Annotated in this window: 13 protein-coding genes and 5 pseudogenes; 9 read left to right on the forward strand and 9 right to left on the reverse strand. The window is 34.3% G+C overall.

What is annotated here, in order from left to right; all coding sequences use genetic code 11:
* The 4 genes from tnpC to HX129_RS17005 form a co-directional block, all read right to left on the reverse strand.
* On the reverse strand, positions 1–880 hold an 880-nt coding region (gene tnpC / locus HX129_RS16990), incomplete at its 3' end, for an IS66 family transposase (RefSeq protein ID WP_286436361.1).
* A 74-nt stretch (positions 881–954) separates the two neighbouring features.
* Entirely contained in the window at positions 955–1,290 is a 336-nt protein-coding gene (gene tnpB, locus HX129_RS16995; protein WP_043974827.1) for an IS66 family insertion sequence element accessory protein TnpB, read from the reverse strand.
* Entirely contained in the window at positions 1,287–1,670 is a 384-nt protein-coding gene (gene tnpA / locus HX129_RS17000) for an IS66-like element accessory protein TnpA (protein WP_004863613.1), read from the reverse strand. The genes tnpB and tnpA overlap by 4 nt, the downstream gene beginning before the upstream one ends.
* Before the next feature lie 381 nt (positions 1,671–2,051).
* Complete coding sequence (locus HX129_RS17005) at positions 2,052–3,407, reverse strand: YonV C-terminus-related protein (RefSeq protein WP_130075526.1); 1,356 nt, start codon at positions 3,405–3,407, stop codon at positions 2,052–2,054.
* A gap of 960 nt (positions 3,408–4,367) precedes the next feature.
* On the opposite strand from HX129_RS17005, the gene HX129_RS17010 reads away from it, so the two are divergent.
* The 4 genes and pseudogenes from HX129_RS17010 to HX129_RS17025 all read left to right on the forward strand — a co-directional run.
* On the forward strand, positions 4,368–5,144 hold the full coding sequence (locus HX129_RS17010) for a ParA family protein (protein WP_111861418.1): 777 nt from the start codon (positions 4,368–4,370) through the stop codon (positions 5,142–5,144).
* Positions 5,145–5,155: 11 nt separating this feature from the next.
* The gene (locus HX129_RS17015; RefSeq protein ID WP_286436362.1) at positions 5,156–6,067 is read left to right on the forward strand and encodes a ParB/RepB/Spo0J family partition protein; all 912 of its coding nucleotides are present in this window, start codon (positions 5,156–5,158) and stop codon (positions 6,065–6,067) included.
* Between the two features lie 230 nt (positions 6,068–6,297).
* Positions 6,298–6,736: pseudogene (locus HX129_RS17825) on the forward strand (transposase); the annotation flags it as partial.
* Positions 6,734–6,856, forward strand: a pseudogene (locus HX129_RS17025) (transposase); the annotation flags it as partial. The pseudogenes HX129_RS17825 and HX129_RS17025, both read left to right, overlap by 3 nt.
* Positions 6,857–6,886: 30 nt before the next feature.
* Here the strand turns inward: HX129_RS17025 and HX129_RS17030 are convergent.
* Together HX129_RS17030 and HX129_RS17035 are read right to left on the reverse strand one after the other, a co-directional pair.
* Positions 6,887–7,191 (reverse strand): annotated as a pseudogene (locus tag HX129_RS17030) (transposase domain-containing protein); the annotation flags it as partial.
* Between the two features lie 51 nt (positions 7,192–7,242).
* Positions 7,243–8,192: pseudogene (locus HX129_RS17035) on the reverse strand (IS5 family transposase).
* Positions 8,193–8,558: 366 nt separating this feature from the next.
* Between HX129_RS17035 and HX129_RS17040 the strand changes: the two are divergent.
* From HX129_RS17040 to HX129_RS17055, 4 genes are all read left to right on the forward strand, one after another.
* Positions 8,559–8,861, forward strand: a complete 303-nt coding sequence (locus HX129_RS17040; protein ID WP_111861263.1) for a helix-turn-helix domain-containing protein — start codon at positions 8,559–8,561, stop codon at positions 8,859–8,861.
* A gap of 4 nt (positions 8,862–8,865) precedes the next feature.
* On the forward strand, positions 8,866–10,125 hold the full coding sequence (locus tag HX129_RS17045; RefSeq protein WP_171532298.1) for a type II toxin-antitoxin system HipA family toxin: 1,260 nt from the start codon (positions 8,866–8,868) through the stop codon (positions 10,123–10,125).
* A gap of 725 nt (positions 10,126–10,850) precedes the next feature.
* Entirely contained in the window at positions 10,851–12,155 is a 1,305-nt protein-coding gene (locus HX129_RS17050; protein ID WP_130075353.1) for a type II toxin-antitoxin system HipA family toxin, read from the forward strand.
* Positions 12,148–12,426, forward strand: coding sequence for a helix-turn-helix domain-containing protein (locus HX129_RS17055; RefSeq protein ID WP_111861266.1), 279 nt, complete (start codon positions 12,148–12,150; stop codon positions 12,424–12,426). The genes HX129_RS17050 and HX129_RS17055 overlap by 8 nt, the downstream gene beginning before the upstream one ends.
* Before the next feature lie 15 nt (positions 12,427–12,441).
* Here the strand turns inward: HX129_RS17055 and HX129_RS17060 are convergent, their stop codons facing one another.
* Positions 12,442–13,653, reverse strand: a complete 1,212-nt coding sequence (locus HX129_RS17060; RefSeq protein ID WP_130075354.1) for a tyrosine-type recombinase/integrase — start codon at positions 13,651–13,653, stop codon at positions 12,442–12,444.
* Between the two features lie 834 nt (positions 13,654–14,487).
* Between HX129_RS17060 and HX129_RS17065 the strand changes: the two genes are divergently transcribed.
* Positions 14,488–14,976 (forward strand): pyridoxamine 5'-phosphate oxidase family protein, encoded by a 489-nt coding sequence (locus HX129_RS17065; RefSeq protein ID WP_286436364.1) that lies wholly within the window; start codon positions 14,488–14,490, stop codon positions 14,974–14,976.
* Positions 14,977–15,014: 38 nt separating this feature from the next.
* Here the strand turns inward: HX129_RS17065 and HX129_RS17070 are convergent.
* Positions 15,015–15,482: pseudogene (locus HX129_RS17070) on the reverse strand (BLUF domain-containing protein).
* A gap of 39 nt (positions 15,483–15,521) precedes the next feature.
* Positions 15,522–15,971, reverse strand: a complete 450-nt coding sequence (locus tag HX129_RS17075; RefSeq protein WP_286436365.1) for a BLUF domain-containing protein — start codon at positions 15,969–15,971, stop codon at positions 15,522–15,524.
* Between the last annotated feature and the right edge of the window lie 520 nt (positions 15,972–16,491).

The raw sequence follows: 16,491 nt of genomic DNA on the forward strand, positions 1-16,491 counted from the left end.
TGGCATAGGCCCAGACATAACCTTTCTTCGGTTTTTTCTCATTCTCACCCATCCGCATAATGGTGACTGGTGTTTCATCTGCATGCAGCACCTGCTGTTGCAGCACCACCTCTTTTAAGGCATTGGCCAGAGGCTCCAGTTCCACACCGCAGCGACCAATCCAGTCAGATAAAGTGGATCTGGACAGATCAATGCCAGCCCGCTGATAGATCAGGCGCTGACGGTACAGCGGCAAATGATCGGCATACTTCGATACCAGCACATGGCTGAGCAGTTCAGGTGAAGCAATGCCTTTATCAATCACATAGGCAGGCATCGCTTGCTGAGTCAGGGTGTCACACTGACCACAGACCCATTTGCCACGAACATGCTGTTCCTTGTAGAACTGTGCCGGTCTGAAATGCAGTTTTTCACTGATATCTTCGCCGATACGACGTAACTGGCAGCCACAACTGCATTGGGTTGATGCAGGTTCATGCTCAATACGGATGGTGTGTAGATGATCTGGCAGCAGTCGACGTTTAAGTTTATTGGTTTTGGCTTTCTGTGTCGCTGAATCGGTTTTATCTGCATTTAATCGTTCTAATTCCAGATCAACGGCTGCGATATCTTCTTCGACCGCTTCGTCCCATAGATGGATTTGTTTTGCCGTTAAGTGTTCATTCTTTTGGGCGAATTTATGCTTTTTAAACAGCGCCAATTCATGCTCGTATTTTTGATTGAGAATAGAAAGATGCTGAACTTTGGCATCCAATTGCTGGTTTGATTTTTCTAATTCTTGATTTGATTGTGCCAGAGACTGATGCTGCATCGCCAACTGCAGGGTAAATTCCAGCAGTTGTTCATGGGTAAGTTGGCTTAAGTCAGGCAGTGTATTCATGACCGCAGTATGCCTGAGGTCATGACGCAGAGGAAATAGAACGTTTGGAGAATAGTAGAATGTAGCAGCCTAGTTTAGAGCATTGTGACCACTTGCTGTCGTCCAATGCGCTGCCAGGGCAAACCCTGAATGAGTGCCTGTAACTGTTCTGGACTGAGAGCTACGTTTTCACCCTGGTGAACTTTAGCCCAGTGGAATTTTCCCTGTTCCAGCCGCCGGGCACACAGCCAGATGCCCAGTCCATCATGTACCAGCACTTTCATGCGATGGCCACGTTTATTACAGAACAGGTAAGCACAATGCGGTTTGATGTAGCCAAAGGCTCTCACCACCTGAGCCATGGCAGTATCCATTCCTGCACGCATGTCCATGGGCTGAGTAGACAACCAGATTTCATCAATGCGGATCATGTTGCAAGTGCCTTGAGTAATTCTGCTAAAGCAGATATTTCTGATACTTGCCATTTCAAGCCAATTTCTGCTTTTGAGTTGGGTAAAGTAATTTGAACTTTTAACATGTCAGTAGGAGTAGGATCTAATGGTGCAGAGCAAGATAAGGCAATAAATGCAGGTTTATTCGGTAGTGGTGAGCGATCACTCCCTGGCTTAGCATCAATTAAGCGAATCCATTTGGATACAAGATTTGTATTCAATCCATGTTGCAAAGCGACTGAAGCAATTGAAACGTCCGGTGCTTTACAAGCCTGAACGATCTGCTGTTTAAATTCAGGACTGTATGTTCTTCGTTTTTTCGCAAGAGATGCGATGGATGTCTGATTATTTGTAGTCATAAATTTAAGTCCCCACTTGTTTCTAAGTGGGGACTAAATTAAGGCTTATAGGATGAATTCATAAGGTGTGTTCAGCGGACGCTTACTATGTTCTTCGTTTTTTCGCAAGAGATGCGATGGATGTCTGATTATTTGTAGTCATAAATTTAAGTCCCCACTTGTTTCTAAGTGGGGACTAAATTAAGGCTTATAGGATGAATTCATAAGGTGTGTTCAGCGGACGCTTACTAAGTAAGAGAATGACAGTGTCGTGAGTGTGGTAGTTCATGGATCGGGATATAAATTCACTGAATATTTTTGCGCTCGGACATGAACTTCTCGCAGGAGGAATCTACGTCTTTTAGCACGGTGAGAATGTCAATCCCCAAAAGATAGTTTTCTTTATACTAATTCTAATTGTTTAGATTTAGTCTGAGCGTAAGGTTCAGTCTTAACTGCGACAATATTTTCAAACTCATCATTCATCCAACGAGTCAACAAGTCTCTCATACGTGCGCTAGGCACATAAATATTGATTGGATTACCTTCACGAATAGCTGAACGCCATATCCATTGTACCATTTCTGAAAGAGCAAATACATCTTCGTTAACTGGGAAGCCTTTCATAGCTGAAGCCTTAACCACCATAGGGTTAGGGAAAAGATTTAAAAGGTACGCCAAATTAGTCTTGTCTTTATATTCATTCGTAGCTTTTGTATTGAATGCTAACCATTCATCTTTATAGCGTGAGCCTGCAATAAGTGAATGACATTCTTTGAAAGAAGTCCACAAACGATCACCTTTCTTAGCTTTAACTTTATTACGAAAGTAGTTATCTAAGTTTTTAGATAGTTGCTCACATAAAGCCTTTTTATTAGTCTTAAATTGACTAGAGCTTAAAGCTGTTTTTTTCGTACCTATATCATTGATAAATTTGTCATCAGAAATAGTGACTAATTCCTTAATATGAGAAGGCTTGTTACCAAAACGAATTAGTTCATAATCAACACTATACGACTTCAGATACGCACTCATTTGCGAACCTTCAAACATATATGTAGCAATCCAAACTTCTTTGAAAGCTTTTAGGGTATCAATACTCAATTCCCAAACAATCAGCTTTTGATCCACATATAGGAGCTGACCAAGATCACACATAGTTGCTAGATTTTCGTATTTTGTTCCTGTTGGATCACCGCCATTATCACCAAAGTTTTCACGCTGGAAGCGTAAGGTAACATTGTCACTATCATCTAGTTTAATCCATCCTAAACGGAACAATGCTTCTAATTCAGTCGCTGTATATTCGGTATAAACGTCATAAACCTGAATTGTTTCATCGATGACTAAAACGTAATCTTTAGCATCTTCAAGCATTGCAGGAGTCAAGTTCATAAATAGTTGGTGTGTACTAACTACATTCTCTTTGTTTTTGAGCAAGTACTGTAAGCTTTCAGCTTTGTTACCGCCTTTATAAAATGGATGTTTGAATCGTTTATTTTTAAGGGGTGCATCTGGCAGATAAGCGTAATGTACGCTGGTATCGTCTTCTGTAGTAATCAACGGACGTTTTAAGTGATCATCTTCATCATAAGTTGTACCTGAAATACGATGGCATTCATCAAGTAATGGAGTGATATATAAAAAGTTTTGAGATGTTTCTGCTGTTCTAATGTTTTCTATAATTTGAGTAGTCTTACCGCTACCCATCATTGCGTCATATACTTTAAACACGGTGCTAATTTTTCCTATTTGCACGATTTCTTTTTCCTTTTGTTTTTGATTGTTCTAGAAGTTTGCCAAATACAGAACTTCTTTCCTTAGACAAATTATACTAATTCAAGACAAATAATGTCAATGGATTGTCTTAAGGCTATATTTTTGTCTTAAAACCCTTATTTTGTCTACTAAAGTCTTGTTTTGTTTTAAATTTAAAATTGTGGATAACTAAGACAGATTTCAGTCTTGAGTTAATCCTAGAAATAGTACGGCTTTCGCCTAAATTTGATACACAAATTAAAGTGAATTTATAAAGTTTTTTTAAAGGAGCTATGACAAATCTTTGTCTTGGATTGGTTGTAATATGTTGAAAATAAATAAGAAAAAATAGAAAACCTTAAAACAAAAAATAAGTATTTTAGTAGCCACATACATACACCTATGCAACACCTAATCGTGATCATTTCCTGACCGCCCTCTGTAACTCTCATTGTGTAATTAATACTGGAAGTCGGTTGGTTGCTCAAACAATTACTTCAGCATAGCTCTCGTTTCACTCAGCTATACTTTGTAATGTTTCGAGCTAGATACGATCTTTATAAAATAACGAAAGACAAAATTTTGTTTTTAGAAAAAAATGTCATATTTTCAAATTTATCTTAAATAAAAAAATACATATAAATATTTAATAAATATTATAAAATTTAAAAAATAAATATGTATTTAAATAGATAACTAATCAATATTTTAATAAACAGTGAAAAGTATTCCACTTTAGGGTGAAAACTCTCCACTTTAAAATATATGGTATTGTTTTTAAATAAAAAATAGTAGTTTATAATTAAATTACTATTTTTTATTAATTAAGCCAGTTATATAAAAATTTTAAATTGCTTTAGTGTTATACAAATGATCTGCTTTAAATTTAAAAGGTGTAGTAACTTAGCTCAAAGTTATTTATATTAATAGTAATTGTAAATATAGAATGATTTGACAAGTATGTCTGCAAAAATTATTGCTGTTGCAAATCACAAGGGTGGTTGTGGTAAAACAACAACAGTTGTTCATTTAGCCTCTGAGTTAGCAAACTTAGGAAAAAAAGTGCTTGTGATCGATTTAGATCCTCAAGCAAATGCTAGTTTGCATATTGGTTTAAAACATCCAAGTGAAGTTGGAGTAACAACCGCTGAGTTATTAGTGGGTGATGTATCATTACTTACTGATGCTTTAGAAGAAGATACTAATTTTGATAATGTTTCACTAATTTATGGTTCTCTCAATTTAGGAAAAACTGAGGACCAGCTAAAAGAAGATGCGCCAAGACCATCAGAAGAACTCACTACAAAATTAGAACTATTAAAAGATCTTTATGATTTTATTTTAATTGACTGCCCTCCAAGTTTAAAACTATTGACTAGTAATGCTTTAGCATCTTCAACACATGTAATTGTTCCGATTGAATCTGGCTCACAGTATGGTCTATATGGTGTAACAGACTTACTTAATCATTTAGAAAAAATAAAGCGAATCAATCCTGAACTACAATTATTAGGTGCATTACTTATTAAGCACGATGAAAGACAAAATGTCTGTAAACTCATTCGTGATGAAGCATTTAAGCAAGTTGGCTATATTATGGAAACGACTATCCCACAAAGTACAAAAGTAAATCAAGCCGCAATTATGCAGCAGTCTTTACTTAAGCTAGACAAAAGTGGAAAGGTTAGAAAGGCTTTTGAAAGTTTAGCTAAAGAAGTTTTAGCTAAAGTTAACTGATTGAGAATTTTATGGCAACTGCAAAAGAACTTTTAGCTCAAAAGCTGAAACAAAATACTCAAAAGCATCAATTAGCTCAAAAAGATAATATTAAGGAATTAAAGGAATTTAGACGAAATGTCCCCATTGAAGACATTTCACGGAGTCCTTATCAACCGCGTAGAAAATTTGATGAGCAGGAAATAAAAGAACTCGCTGAATCAATCGATGAAGTTGGTTTGTTGCAACCAATCACGGTTCGAAAACTTGAAAATTTAAAATTTGAGTTAATTGCGGGTGAATGTCGATTACGTGCGCATGAAATTTTAAAAAAATCGACTATTGAAGCCATTATTATTGATGCAAATAATGAAGAAGCTTCACTACTTACACTAGCTGAAAATTTAAAACGCCAGGATTTAACAGACTTTGAAATCTATATTGGTCTAGTAGGCTTGGATGAAAATTTAAAGAAAAATAAACAGCGTTTAGCGAAGTCTTTAGGCTTAAATCGCGAAGACATGTATAAATATCTATCTTTTGAAAAATTGCCTAAAGCTATCTTGGATGATTTGGTAAATGAGCCTCAATTATTAGGTCGAACTGCTGCAACAGCTTTTAAAAAATTTCTTGCAGATCACGACGAAATAAAACAACGTGCTGAAAAAGCCTTGCTAACTGCTTGGATAAAAGTAAAGAAAGGCCAACTTGAACAAACTAAGGCAGTTGCACACGCTACGAAATATCTAATTCAAGATAATAATGATTCGTCATCGACATCGCTTGTAAAAAAAATTGAATATGCTGGGAAAGTTGCTGGTAATATTAAATTTAATGATAGGTTATTAAAGGTTTCTCTAAAAATTTCTCATTTTGATGATACTAGTTTAGAAAAATTAGAAACCCTATTGAAAGAGTTGGTGGAAAAAAATCAAGAAGTGTAGCAAGTTGCTACACTTCTTTTCTTTAAAAGATGGCTGATAGCATACCCTTGGTAATACCTACTAATAAAATTAACCTTAATTAAAAACATTTTTTTAATAAAATATATTTATAAAAGTTCGGCTATGTTGACATTTTCTATTAAAAAAATAGCGAGAAAGTAAAATTCAATCGCTAAACTAAATTCACTTCTCACTATGCCTTAAACAATGCTGACGCATCAACACAGTTCAAAGTATTTAAATTATTATCTAATGATGCAGATTCAGAATCGGTTTTATTGATGCGTCTCATGTACGAGCGCGTCAAAATGCGGCAGGAGTGAAAGACCAAGCTATTTCTAAAAATATTGGTGGCAAATAGTTCTAAAATCCATTTAGCTGTGGATGCGAATAGAAATCCTATTGAATCTATTATTGGTAATAGGAAGACCCAAGATGTGAAAGTTGCACCTGATTTGATTGATGTTATGGATTTAAAAGAAACATAAATATTGTGTGCAGATCAGGGTTATGATTTAGAGTTACTTAGAGTAAAATTTACAATACCGAAACCAAAGCGAATATCCTAAAGAAATGTAACTATAGATCTAACATTAGCATATGGATTAGTATTTATATAAAATCAGAAATTTAGTAGAAAATGAACTTGCAAGATTGAAACATTTTCGAAGAAATATCTCTATTTGGTTTGATCCCAAAAATCAATGGCACGCTCAACCAAAAGGAAAACATGGTCGAAATCAAACCTATTCTGATGTCGCTATCCAATGTTGTCTGATGATTAAATCGTAAGCATCCGCTAAACCCCATAGCTATTTTCTAATTCGATTCAGGTTTCCAGCAGTGTGGTAGTAATTCTTCTATTTGGGTCACTTTGTGTGTCGGCAATCTTTTCAGCACATTACTTAAATAGGCATACGGATCCAGCCCATTTAGTTTTGCTGACTGAATTAGCGTCATGATATTCGCCGCTCGCTGGCCGCTGCGCAGTGAGCCAGCAAACAGCCAGTTTTTACGCCCCAATGCCCAGGGACGCATCTGGTTTTCCACCCATTTATTGTCAATCGGTAGAGTGCCATCATCCAGATAACGCTTAAGGCTGGCCAACGCTTTAGCGTGTAATGACTTTGTTGCACAAACATTCAAAAGCTAAAGTTTCCCCAAGTTATCCAAATTTAAGTGACAACTCGGGTATGAGGTCGACCCAACTCCGTAAATTTATTTAATACTGCCACACGTGCATGCATCTCATTGACTTGGCTTTGGAAATTTCTTGCACTGAGTTTATCGCCTGAGAAACACTGTTTCGTAAGATTTGATGCAATGCATTTTGGTTTCGACCAAACTTTGCTGATGATAGCCTGACCAGTTTTTCCATAGTGTTCTGCCTAAACGTTTAACTGTTCGAAGTAATTCATTTCGCTCTAGCGAGCTGATCTTTGTATCTTTCCAAAGCTTGGCAGTTTTTCTTGGTGGAATCACCGCATGCGCTTGTCGCTCTGCGATGACCTAACGCCATTGCTTGGTGTCATAAGCCCCATTAGTATAGACGGAGTCAATCTATTCTTCTTGTGGAATTTGATCCAATAAATCACCAAGCACCTCTGAAGCAATCACATTGTTGGTTGTGAGCTGAATAGCACGTATTTGAAGGGTTTCAGCATCGATACCAATATGTAATTTATGCCATTGGTGACGATATTTAGGCTGATGTTTTTTACGTTTCCATTCGCCTTCACCTAAAAACTTTAAGCCAGTAAAATCAACGAGTAGATAGAGACCATTACTGCTTTTTTGATAGTTAATCGCAATATCAATATGCTTTTGTCTTCTACAAATAGTGGAATACGAATATCGATGATATTCGGGGCTGTCCAATCTAATCTATAAAGATGAATGAGACTTTGAACAAAGCCTGTGACCATACGTAAAGACAGACGGAATAGAATTTAATCATGAGACAGCATTGGATAGCGACATCAGAATAGATTTGATTTCGACCATGTTTGCCTTTTGGTTGAGTTTTGGGATCAAACCAAATAGAAATATTTCCTCGATTTATTAATGCTCTGTTATAAGAAGACCAATGGGTTGTACGATAGATTTTAGGTGTGGGCTTATTCATTTGAGAATTATAATATTGAATAAGCCTTTAACCGTAGGTTTGTGCAACCAAGCCAATCAGTAATGAATAAGGTATCAAGAAAGGCAAAGCGATGCCCATCAATCTCATTACTCCAGTCCACTTGTGTCAGATATTCCAGATTGAACTGATAGCAAATCACGGTTCCTCGCGACACCACGCAAAACTGATTAAGCTTAAAGCAAGTTGTTAGACTCTATTAGATTGTAAATGTCTAATTAGACTTCTTTAATCTAATAGGAGCTAATCAGGCCAATAAAGTACCCTCCTTACTGACTAAGTCAGTTTATTTTATAAATCCATTATTTTATGGTTTAATATACATATATAGGAATAAGACCCAATATTATGGATTTAAAATTCAAAAAACCTGAAGAAGTTGTTACTTTGTTATGTGAAAGGCTTCGCAAAGAACGACTTTATCTGGAAATGACTCAGTCAGACGTCGCTACACGTGCTGGTATTAGCGTGAATACAGTATCTAATCTGGAAGCTGGTCGAAATGTTTCATTTGAAAACTTAGTACGTGTTGCCATGGTATTGGGCCGATTAAAAGAATTAGAGGAACTCTTCAAACCTCATTTAAACAGTGTAAATGACATTCTCCGCTATGAGAGCAATACGGCTCGACAACGTATCAAAAGGAAATAAATCCATGCTCAAAAAACTTAATGTTTACTACAATGGATGGGGTGAATATTGGCTTTGGGGTACACTGGTCTCCTCAACCGCAATCACAGGTCGGCCATTAATCGCCTTTGAATATAGTGCAGAAGCGATCAGTAAAGGTTTAGAACTTTCCTCTTACCTACTTCCGTTAAAAGGTGAGTCATTGAGAACAAACTTTCCTGCCCATCAAATGGGATTGCCAGGTCCTATATATGATGCCCTACCCGATGGTTGGGGCATGCTCCTTATGGATCGCTTATTTAAAAAAAATGGACTCAATCCAGCACGGATTGGGCCATTAGAAAGACTCACGTATATTAATACAAATGCGATGGGGGCATTATCCTTTGAACCTTCAGCACTTGAGTTAGCCTTAACTGAAAATATTCCACTGATTAAACTCGCTCAAGAAGTCCAGGAAGTTCTCAAAGGAGAAGGTGCAGAATTTTTACAGCATTTATTAGTTATGGGTGGATCACCACAAGGTGCAAGGCCAAAAGCACTCGTCTATCGTGATCCTGTCACCAACGAATTCTCAACAGTTAGCTCACATCAACATGAAGCCTGGCTGATCAAATTTCCCGCTCAGCAAGAGCATCCTGAAGTTTGTGCAATTGAAGCTGTTTATGCAGAATGTTTACGTCATTGTGATATTGTCACCCCTGACACTCAATATTTTACTCTTCCGAATGGATTAACCGCATTTGCATCAAAAAGATTTGACCGCCATGACGGTATGCGTATCCCTATGCAAAGTTTAGCTGCCTTCACTGGAGCTGATTTTAAATCACCAGGGAGTTTAGACTACAGTAACTTTCTTCGCGCTGCACACTTTTGCACCAATGATGTTCGCGAAAAAGCAATTGCATTCAAGCGAGCTGTTTTCAATGTAGTCTTCAATAATCGAGATGATCATTGCAAAAACTTTTCATTTCTGATGTCCCAAAATGGACAATGGAAACTCTCCCCTGCCTATGATGTTACTTTCTGTGAAGGACCAGGGGGATATCATCAAATGGATATCATGGGTGAGGCACTGGATATTCCTCGACAAGCTCTTGTAAAACTTGGTACTCAGGAAGCGGAACTTTCTGCCCAAGAAGTCGATGAAATTATTGGCTCGATTTGTAAGGTTGCAAGCCGATTCAGCGATATCGCTCATGATCTATTACCTGGACAAATTCAAGCAGAGACACTCCAAATGATCCAAAATAGGATTGAGCATAATATTCATTTATTGAATTGAATATAAAACATTTTCATGAGGATTAAGATTCATTATAATATTAAATTATATACTGTTGTTATTTCTCATGAAAATCAGTATCAAAACATCGGTGACTTTTATAAACTAGAATATCTAAAATAAAGTGACCAAACCAATATTAAATGATCTAAATTTTAGCCCACTAAAAACTAAATATTAACAATTAAATTATATACTTATAAATAAAGTAATTTAATGATATAAATCTCTGTAATCTTGCAAAGGTTGAGTTTTTTAATATATAAACTAAAAAAATCAGCCTAAAAATGTGTACTTTTTGTCAACTCGTAAATGATTAAAAAATAAAAAAATGTTTTATTGTATGACTTAAGTTGTTTCTAGGAAAGCGGCGGCAGTCAGTCCAATGCATGAATATTCAAAATTCTTCGGTATAAATAGTCAGCAAAAAGTAGATCGTTTTTTGATTTATAAAAGAGATCTATACTCTTAAATAGAAAAATATCTTTGATAGAACGTAGTAACTTTGAGCTGTAATATGGGGAGGATTAGATACGGTAATAGTGTTTAATAAATATACAGAGCTATGTGATATCGACATTCAGATAGTAATTTAAATTTGATAGCGGCTAGATTTAAATCTGTTTTTACAATTAAAGAATTTACTGTAGAAAGTACATTATAAATTTACTATAATAGGTAAATATTAGCTTAATACGCATGTATAATTTTATTTTAATACACATATGAATAAATATTGCACACTTCAAATTTTTCAAAATAACGAATGGCAAGATTGTGCTATTGTTGAACTAACTGCTAATCAAGAGCAGGGTTGGAGAGCATCTACACGAACATCATACCTATTTGAATATGCTATTGAACATATGGATTTAAGAGATGGCCATGCTCTATCATTCCAATTTCCAGTCAATGTAAAAAACAGTTTAGAAAACCAATGGCCAGCATTTCTCATGGACTTGTTACCTCAAGGCTATGGGCGAAAGGAGCTTTTAAATCAGCTGGGCTTCTCAATTAATGCAGAAGAACAAGCTGATTGGCCCCTACTGAAATCTGGGGCAGGTAATCCTATTGGTAATCTACGAATTAAAGAAGCTTATGACTGGCTTCAAGATCATTTTCCAACTGTAAAACCTCGTGGATTTAGCCTAAGGGAAATTATTGAAAGAAAAGAAGACTTCATTGAGTCACTTGCATCATATGGTTTATTTGTTGCTGGTTCTTCAGGTGTTCAAGGTGAGTGGCCTAAACTACTATTAACTCAAGGGTATGATGGTCTTTTTTATTTAGATCACAGTCTTCCAGATGAATTAGCGGCAAAGCATTGGCTAGTTAAATTTAGTCGTGGAAATGATCAAAAACTGGAAAAAATACTGTTACATGAAGCAATCTACATGAAAATAGCTCGGTACTTAGGTCTAAGAGTGTTTAAGGATTTAGAGCTTCACCAGAGGACGCTATTTATTCCACGTTTTGATCGCCAAATTATCAATGGTAAAGTCGAAAGAATTGCGCAAGAAAGCTTGGCCTCTTTAAGTGGTAAAGCTGGCTTCGGTGTTAAAATGACGCATAATCAAATTTGTATATTGCTCATGGAATGTTGCTCATCACCAAAAGCTGAAATTTTTGAATATTTGAGACGAGATATCGCTAATGTTGCATTAGGAAATAAAGACAACCATACCCGTAATACCGCAATTCAACGTTTAAATAATGGCACAATTCAATTGACACCCCTCTTCGATTTTGCCCCAATGTGGCTTCATCCTGATGGAATTGCACGCACAACACGCTGGGAAAAAGACGATCATGGTGGAATGCCTTTATGGGAATCAGTCATAACGCAAATAGAAGAATGTACAGGAATAGATTCAAGTGAAATTAAACACACAATTACTCAACAATTGCCACTTTATGAAAATTTGCTTGATGAAATGAAAAAAATAAATATAGATGATGAGATTCTACAAAATAGTCATCATCGTATATTGAATATATGTCAACAGATTCAGGAGCTTTCTAATGGATAAACGTTATAAGCCTATGACGCCAATCGAGCAAATGAATAAACGCTTACAAGTCTTAGAAAATATAAATAACAATCCTGAGTGGGAAATTTACCAGATTGCATCATACATTAGAAAAGAACTACATTTAACATTAACTGAAATGAGTAAAATTACTAAAATAGCACCACAAACTTTACAGAAAATGGAGCAACCAGATAGTAATCCAACATTAGATTCTATAAATAAGTTGTTAAATGCATTTGGTTTAAAATTTATTATTAAATCAAAATAGTTTAATTTAAATTACCTATAAACTAGATTTGGATTTATTTTCTAAATAGTCACCCCACCATTGCATCATGTCAGCTCTTTGTTGAATATAATCTGCGTGATTATAACTAGCGCGAGTTTTATTTTTATCTACATGTGAAAGTTGAGCTTCAATCCAGTTGTCTTGAAATAAGCCTGAATTATTTAAAATAGTACTGAATGTTGATCTTAAGCCATGTGAGGATAACTCATCTGTTTTATATCCCATCTTACGGATGGTTGAATTTATTGTGTTAAAATGCAATGGTTTATCTTTAATTTTTGGGCTAGCAAAAACATAACGATCTCCTTGTGACCACTCTAGTGCAGATCTAATAATACTTACCGCTTGCGATGATAATGGAACTAAAAAATCTGGAATATTATAACCTGCTATCACTTTTCGACGATATTGCTTGATATGTAAAGCAGGTATTTTCCAAAGTTTGTTGTCAAAATCAAAATGATGAGGTTCTGCAGATAATAACTCTGCCCCCCTGACTCCAGTATATAATTTAAATAGTATCGCTTTTTTTATAATTGGATTTGTATTTAATTGAGTTACTCTAAGAATAAAATTAGAAATTTCTTCATCTTTTAAATAGGGATAATTTTTCTTTAATTTTCCTTTTAATAATATTTTATTGAGACCATAAGCTTGATTATATTCACAGTATCCCATTGCAACTGCAAAATCATAGATTTGGTTTAAATAGCTATATGCTTTTTTTACAGGTTCCTTAACTCCCCTATTTTCAATTTTTTTAATAACCGTAACTAAATCAGTTCTTTTAATTTTATCAAAACATTTATCACCAATAAGTGGATAAATGTCATTAATTAAACATGTATTCGCTAATTGGATTACACCACCCCGTGGTTGGTCTTTAAATGAATTATTTTTTTTAAACTCTAACCATTCTTCACAAACAACTTTAAAAGTTTTAATTTTTTCCTGAACTAAATTTTGTGTAGAAAATTTAGTTGCCTTATAGGAATCTCTGGCCACTCTAGCTTCTTTGAGATTCATCTCTGGATATGTACCTAGAGTTACTCGTGGTCTTTTACCCGTTTCTGGAACTGAGTAACGATAACTCCAAGATTTTCTTCCATTCGGATAGACTTTTAAACTTAAACCATCATCGTCAGCTAAAAAGTAAACTTTTTCCTTTGGATATGACTTTCGTATTTGTGTTTCCGTAAGACTCATAAATTTTTATAAACCAGCATAATGATCCCCGTTATTGTAATTATATCAAAAATAAGCATTCTTATGTGATGCGTATATTACGCATCATATAAAATTGTAATATATTGTTTTATAAATTTATTATTATTGGTGTTTTTATTTTAGTAACCATCTTAAGTGCCATGTCTACTTTATATCTAATATTAATAAATAAGCAGCTAATTACACTATATTTTTTTTCACTTTAGATTGGCTTTGTTGCAAAAATACCTAAAACTATGATTTTATTATACTTATTTTTTATTAAACTCTTTAAAAATCAGTATCTTGCAAAATATTTACCGAACAAAGTCAATAAAAATTATTAACAATAATTAAATATCCTAAGTTTACAAAAATATGTGCGTTTAACAAGTAATTTAAATTAAAATAAAATTTATGAATATGTAAATATCTGAAAGGTAAATATGAATACGTATGAAATTACTCTTCAAGATGAGAACTCTAATTTACATAATATTATGAAAGTTAAAGACACTATTTATGATCTTATTAAAAGAATAGAAACGGAACAGTGGTTGTGGGTTTACTCTGAAACATCTGTTTTTTTCTATATCGAACTTTGGTTTGATTTAGATCACACTCAACTCAATCAGATACTCTTCGTTAAAAATAGGAGATTTAAAGTTGTTGATATAAAAAATATGAAAATTCGTTATTCTTAGTCTTAATTTTTCTTTTTACATTATTTTAAATTTTAATCGAATTTAACAACAATAATTTAACATAATAAAACTATTTAATATTTTTTATTGATCCATAGTAATAATTCAGTTTTTTATAGGAATTATAAAAGTGGAATACTTAACAAAAGATCATGTAGAGATTAATAAAATAGTTAAAGATATTCGTTTTGTGATGGTGACTTTCACAACTGAAGAAGGGCACTTACACTCAGTTCCTATGACCACACAAAATACTGATTTTAACGGGATTGTCTGGTTTATCGGTTCAAAAAAATCTGAATTGGTTAAAAATATTCAAAATCATCCTCAGGTCAACCTTGGCTACAGCAATATCTCGAATAATGACTATCTATCCGTGAATGGTATAGCTGAAGCCGTTAATGATCCTCAAGTTCTAGATCAGCTATGGTCATCTGCTTATGAAGCGTTCTTCGAACAAGGTAAAGCAGACCCAGATATTCAATTGATTCGAGTAATTTGTAATGGTGCTCAGTATTGGAAAGGGGCAGGGAAGCTTGTAACTCTATTCAAATTAGCAAAAGCATCCATATCAGGTGAAACTGAGGAGCTCGGAACAAGCCATACGATTAAGCTTTAAAATATAAATAAAAAAGACGAACCTTAGTTCGTCTTTTTTTATAAGTAAGAAGTAACACCCCTTTGATTCAAACCCACCTTACGACGAATGCAGGTTTGTTTCTCAATGGCAAGCTCATTTAATAAAATAATTAAATTGTCTTCATTTAGAGCAGAAGGAGTAAATACTTCTAGTCCCAAATTATTGAAAAATAATTTAATTTTAGAACCATTTTGAACGTATTTCATTGACCAGTTTTTAAAGATAACTTTATCGATATCAACAACTTAAAACTCAATAATATTGTAATGTCTCAGGTCTAATTTAATTCTATCAAATAATTCTAGAACTATCTCTTTATCACCCTCAAGGCATTGAAAAAAATGATTATTGGCGTAATAAAGCACACCAAATATTGTATTTTTTTCATTGAAATCGCAAGCCATGTTTAGGATGCTGCTTAAGTCTTCAATAAGATCAGTAGATGATTCATTTCGGGTACTCGCATAGCACAGTCGAATCTTCATAAACTACCCCTAACGTAATTTACATTACGAGTAAGGGCACTATTCATCTGCTTCAAAGTGATAAGGTTCTACCTCATACTCTCCAGCTAAAAGCTCGATAAAGGAAGGAATAGTTTCACTAGATAAAAGATATGGATTGAATTCATCTAGATGATTTTCTATGAAAAAATCTCCTAATCTTTTATTGATTGGTGCAAATTTCATAGTCCAATTCTTGAATAAACCGACATCAACTTTTTCATAAAAGAGAATTTCACAGTTTTGATGCCGAGGATCTTTTAAAATTTTATTGTAAAAAAGATCATCAACTTTAGTACTGCGCCCCTCTAGACACTGAACAAAGTAGCCATGCCCATAGTACAAGGCACCAGTAATATGATTACGTGAGTTAAAATCTACAGCAGAATTAATGATTTGCATTAAATCATTTTTTAGCTCTGGATGAGTACTTGTAGACTTACTCGCATATAAAACTCTTACAAATTCCATTAGTTGGTTTCCGCATGTAGTGATTAGATAATCTGTGGTGCAAACCATTAATTTTATTAAGAAATTTAATCCCATTCATAAAATGAAGAGTATTGAACTATTACGATACAGAGTTATATCATTCTATACGAATATTTTTGAAAATTAACGAAAATATTCAAATGTAAAGTTTTTTTACTCCTGTTTTAGTGAATTGTTAAAGAATTAAATGTACTTTACTATTTGTTAAATTTAAATCAATGATATTAAATAAAATAATATAAAAAAAATTTTTTTGTTTGGTTGAAATATATACAAATGTAAGCTATTTCTCACAATGATGTAAGCTATGGATTATAGTGTCATATTTCAGAATATCTATACTACCTACATACACAGCAGTGTTCATTGTTAATAAAACTGAATATAAATTTAAGAGTTAATCTCGAACTCTTAATTGAAAAAGGCTTTGTTGCACAAAGATTTGAAATGCAAAGCGCCCCTAATTGATCCAAATTTAAGGCGTAACTTGGGTAAGTGG

It is taken from the genome of Acinetobacter sp. 251-1 (genome assembly GCF_030329305.1).
In the GTDB taxonomy this organism is placed as follows: Bacteria; Pseudomonadota; Gammaproteobacteria; order Pseudomonadales; family Moraxellaceae; genus Acinetobacter; species Acinetobacter piscicola_A.

What these genes read in the sequence shown, in the direction of transcription:
- tnpB (WP_043974827.1), bottom strand. Translation starts at nt 1,290, where the DNA reads ATGATCCGCATTGATGAAATCTGGTTGTCTACTCAGCCCATGGACATG.
- tnpA (WP_004863613.1), bottom strand. Translation starts at nt 1,670, where the DNA reads ATGACTACAAATAATCAGACATCCATCGCATCTCTTGCGAAAAAACGA.
- HX129_RS17010 (WP_111861418.1), top strand. Translation starts at nt 4,368, where the DNA reads ATGTCTGCAAAAATTATTGCTGTTGCAAATCACAAGGGTGGTTGTGGT.
- HX129_RS17015 (WP_286436362.1), top strand. Translation starts at nt 5,156, where the DNA reads ATGGCAACTGCAAAAGAACTTTTAGCTCAAAAGCTGAAACAAAATACT.
- HX129_RS17040 (WP_111861263.1), top strand. Translation starts at nt 8,559, where the DNA reads ATGGATTTAAAATTCAAAAAACCTGAAGAAGTTGTTACTTTGTTATGT.
- HX129_RS17045 (WP_171532298.1), top strand. Translation starts at nt 8,866, where the DNA reads ATGCTCAAAAAACTTAATGTTTACTACAATGGATGGGGTGAATATTGG.
- HX129_RS17050 (WP_130075353.1), top strand. Translation starts at nt 10,851, where the DNA reads ATGAATAAATATTGCACACTTCAAATTTTTCAAAATAACGAATGGCAA.
- HX129_RS17055 (WP_111861266.1), top strand. Translation starts at nt 12,148, where the DNA reads ATGGATAAACGTTATAAGCCTATGACGCCAATCGAGCAAATGAATAAA.
- HX129_RS17060 (WP_130075354.1), bottom strand. Translation starts at nt 13,653, where the DNA reads ATGAGTCTTACGGAAACACAAATACGAAAGTCATATCCAAAGGAAAAA.
- HX129_RS17075 (WP_286436365.1), bottom strand. Translation starts at nt 15,971, where the DNA reads ATGGAATTTGTAAGAGTTTTATATGCGAGTAAGTCTACAAGTACTCAT.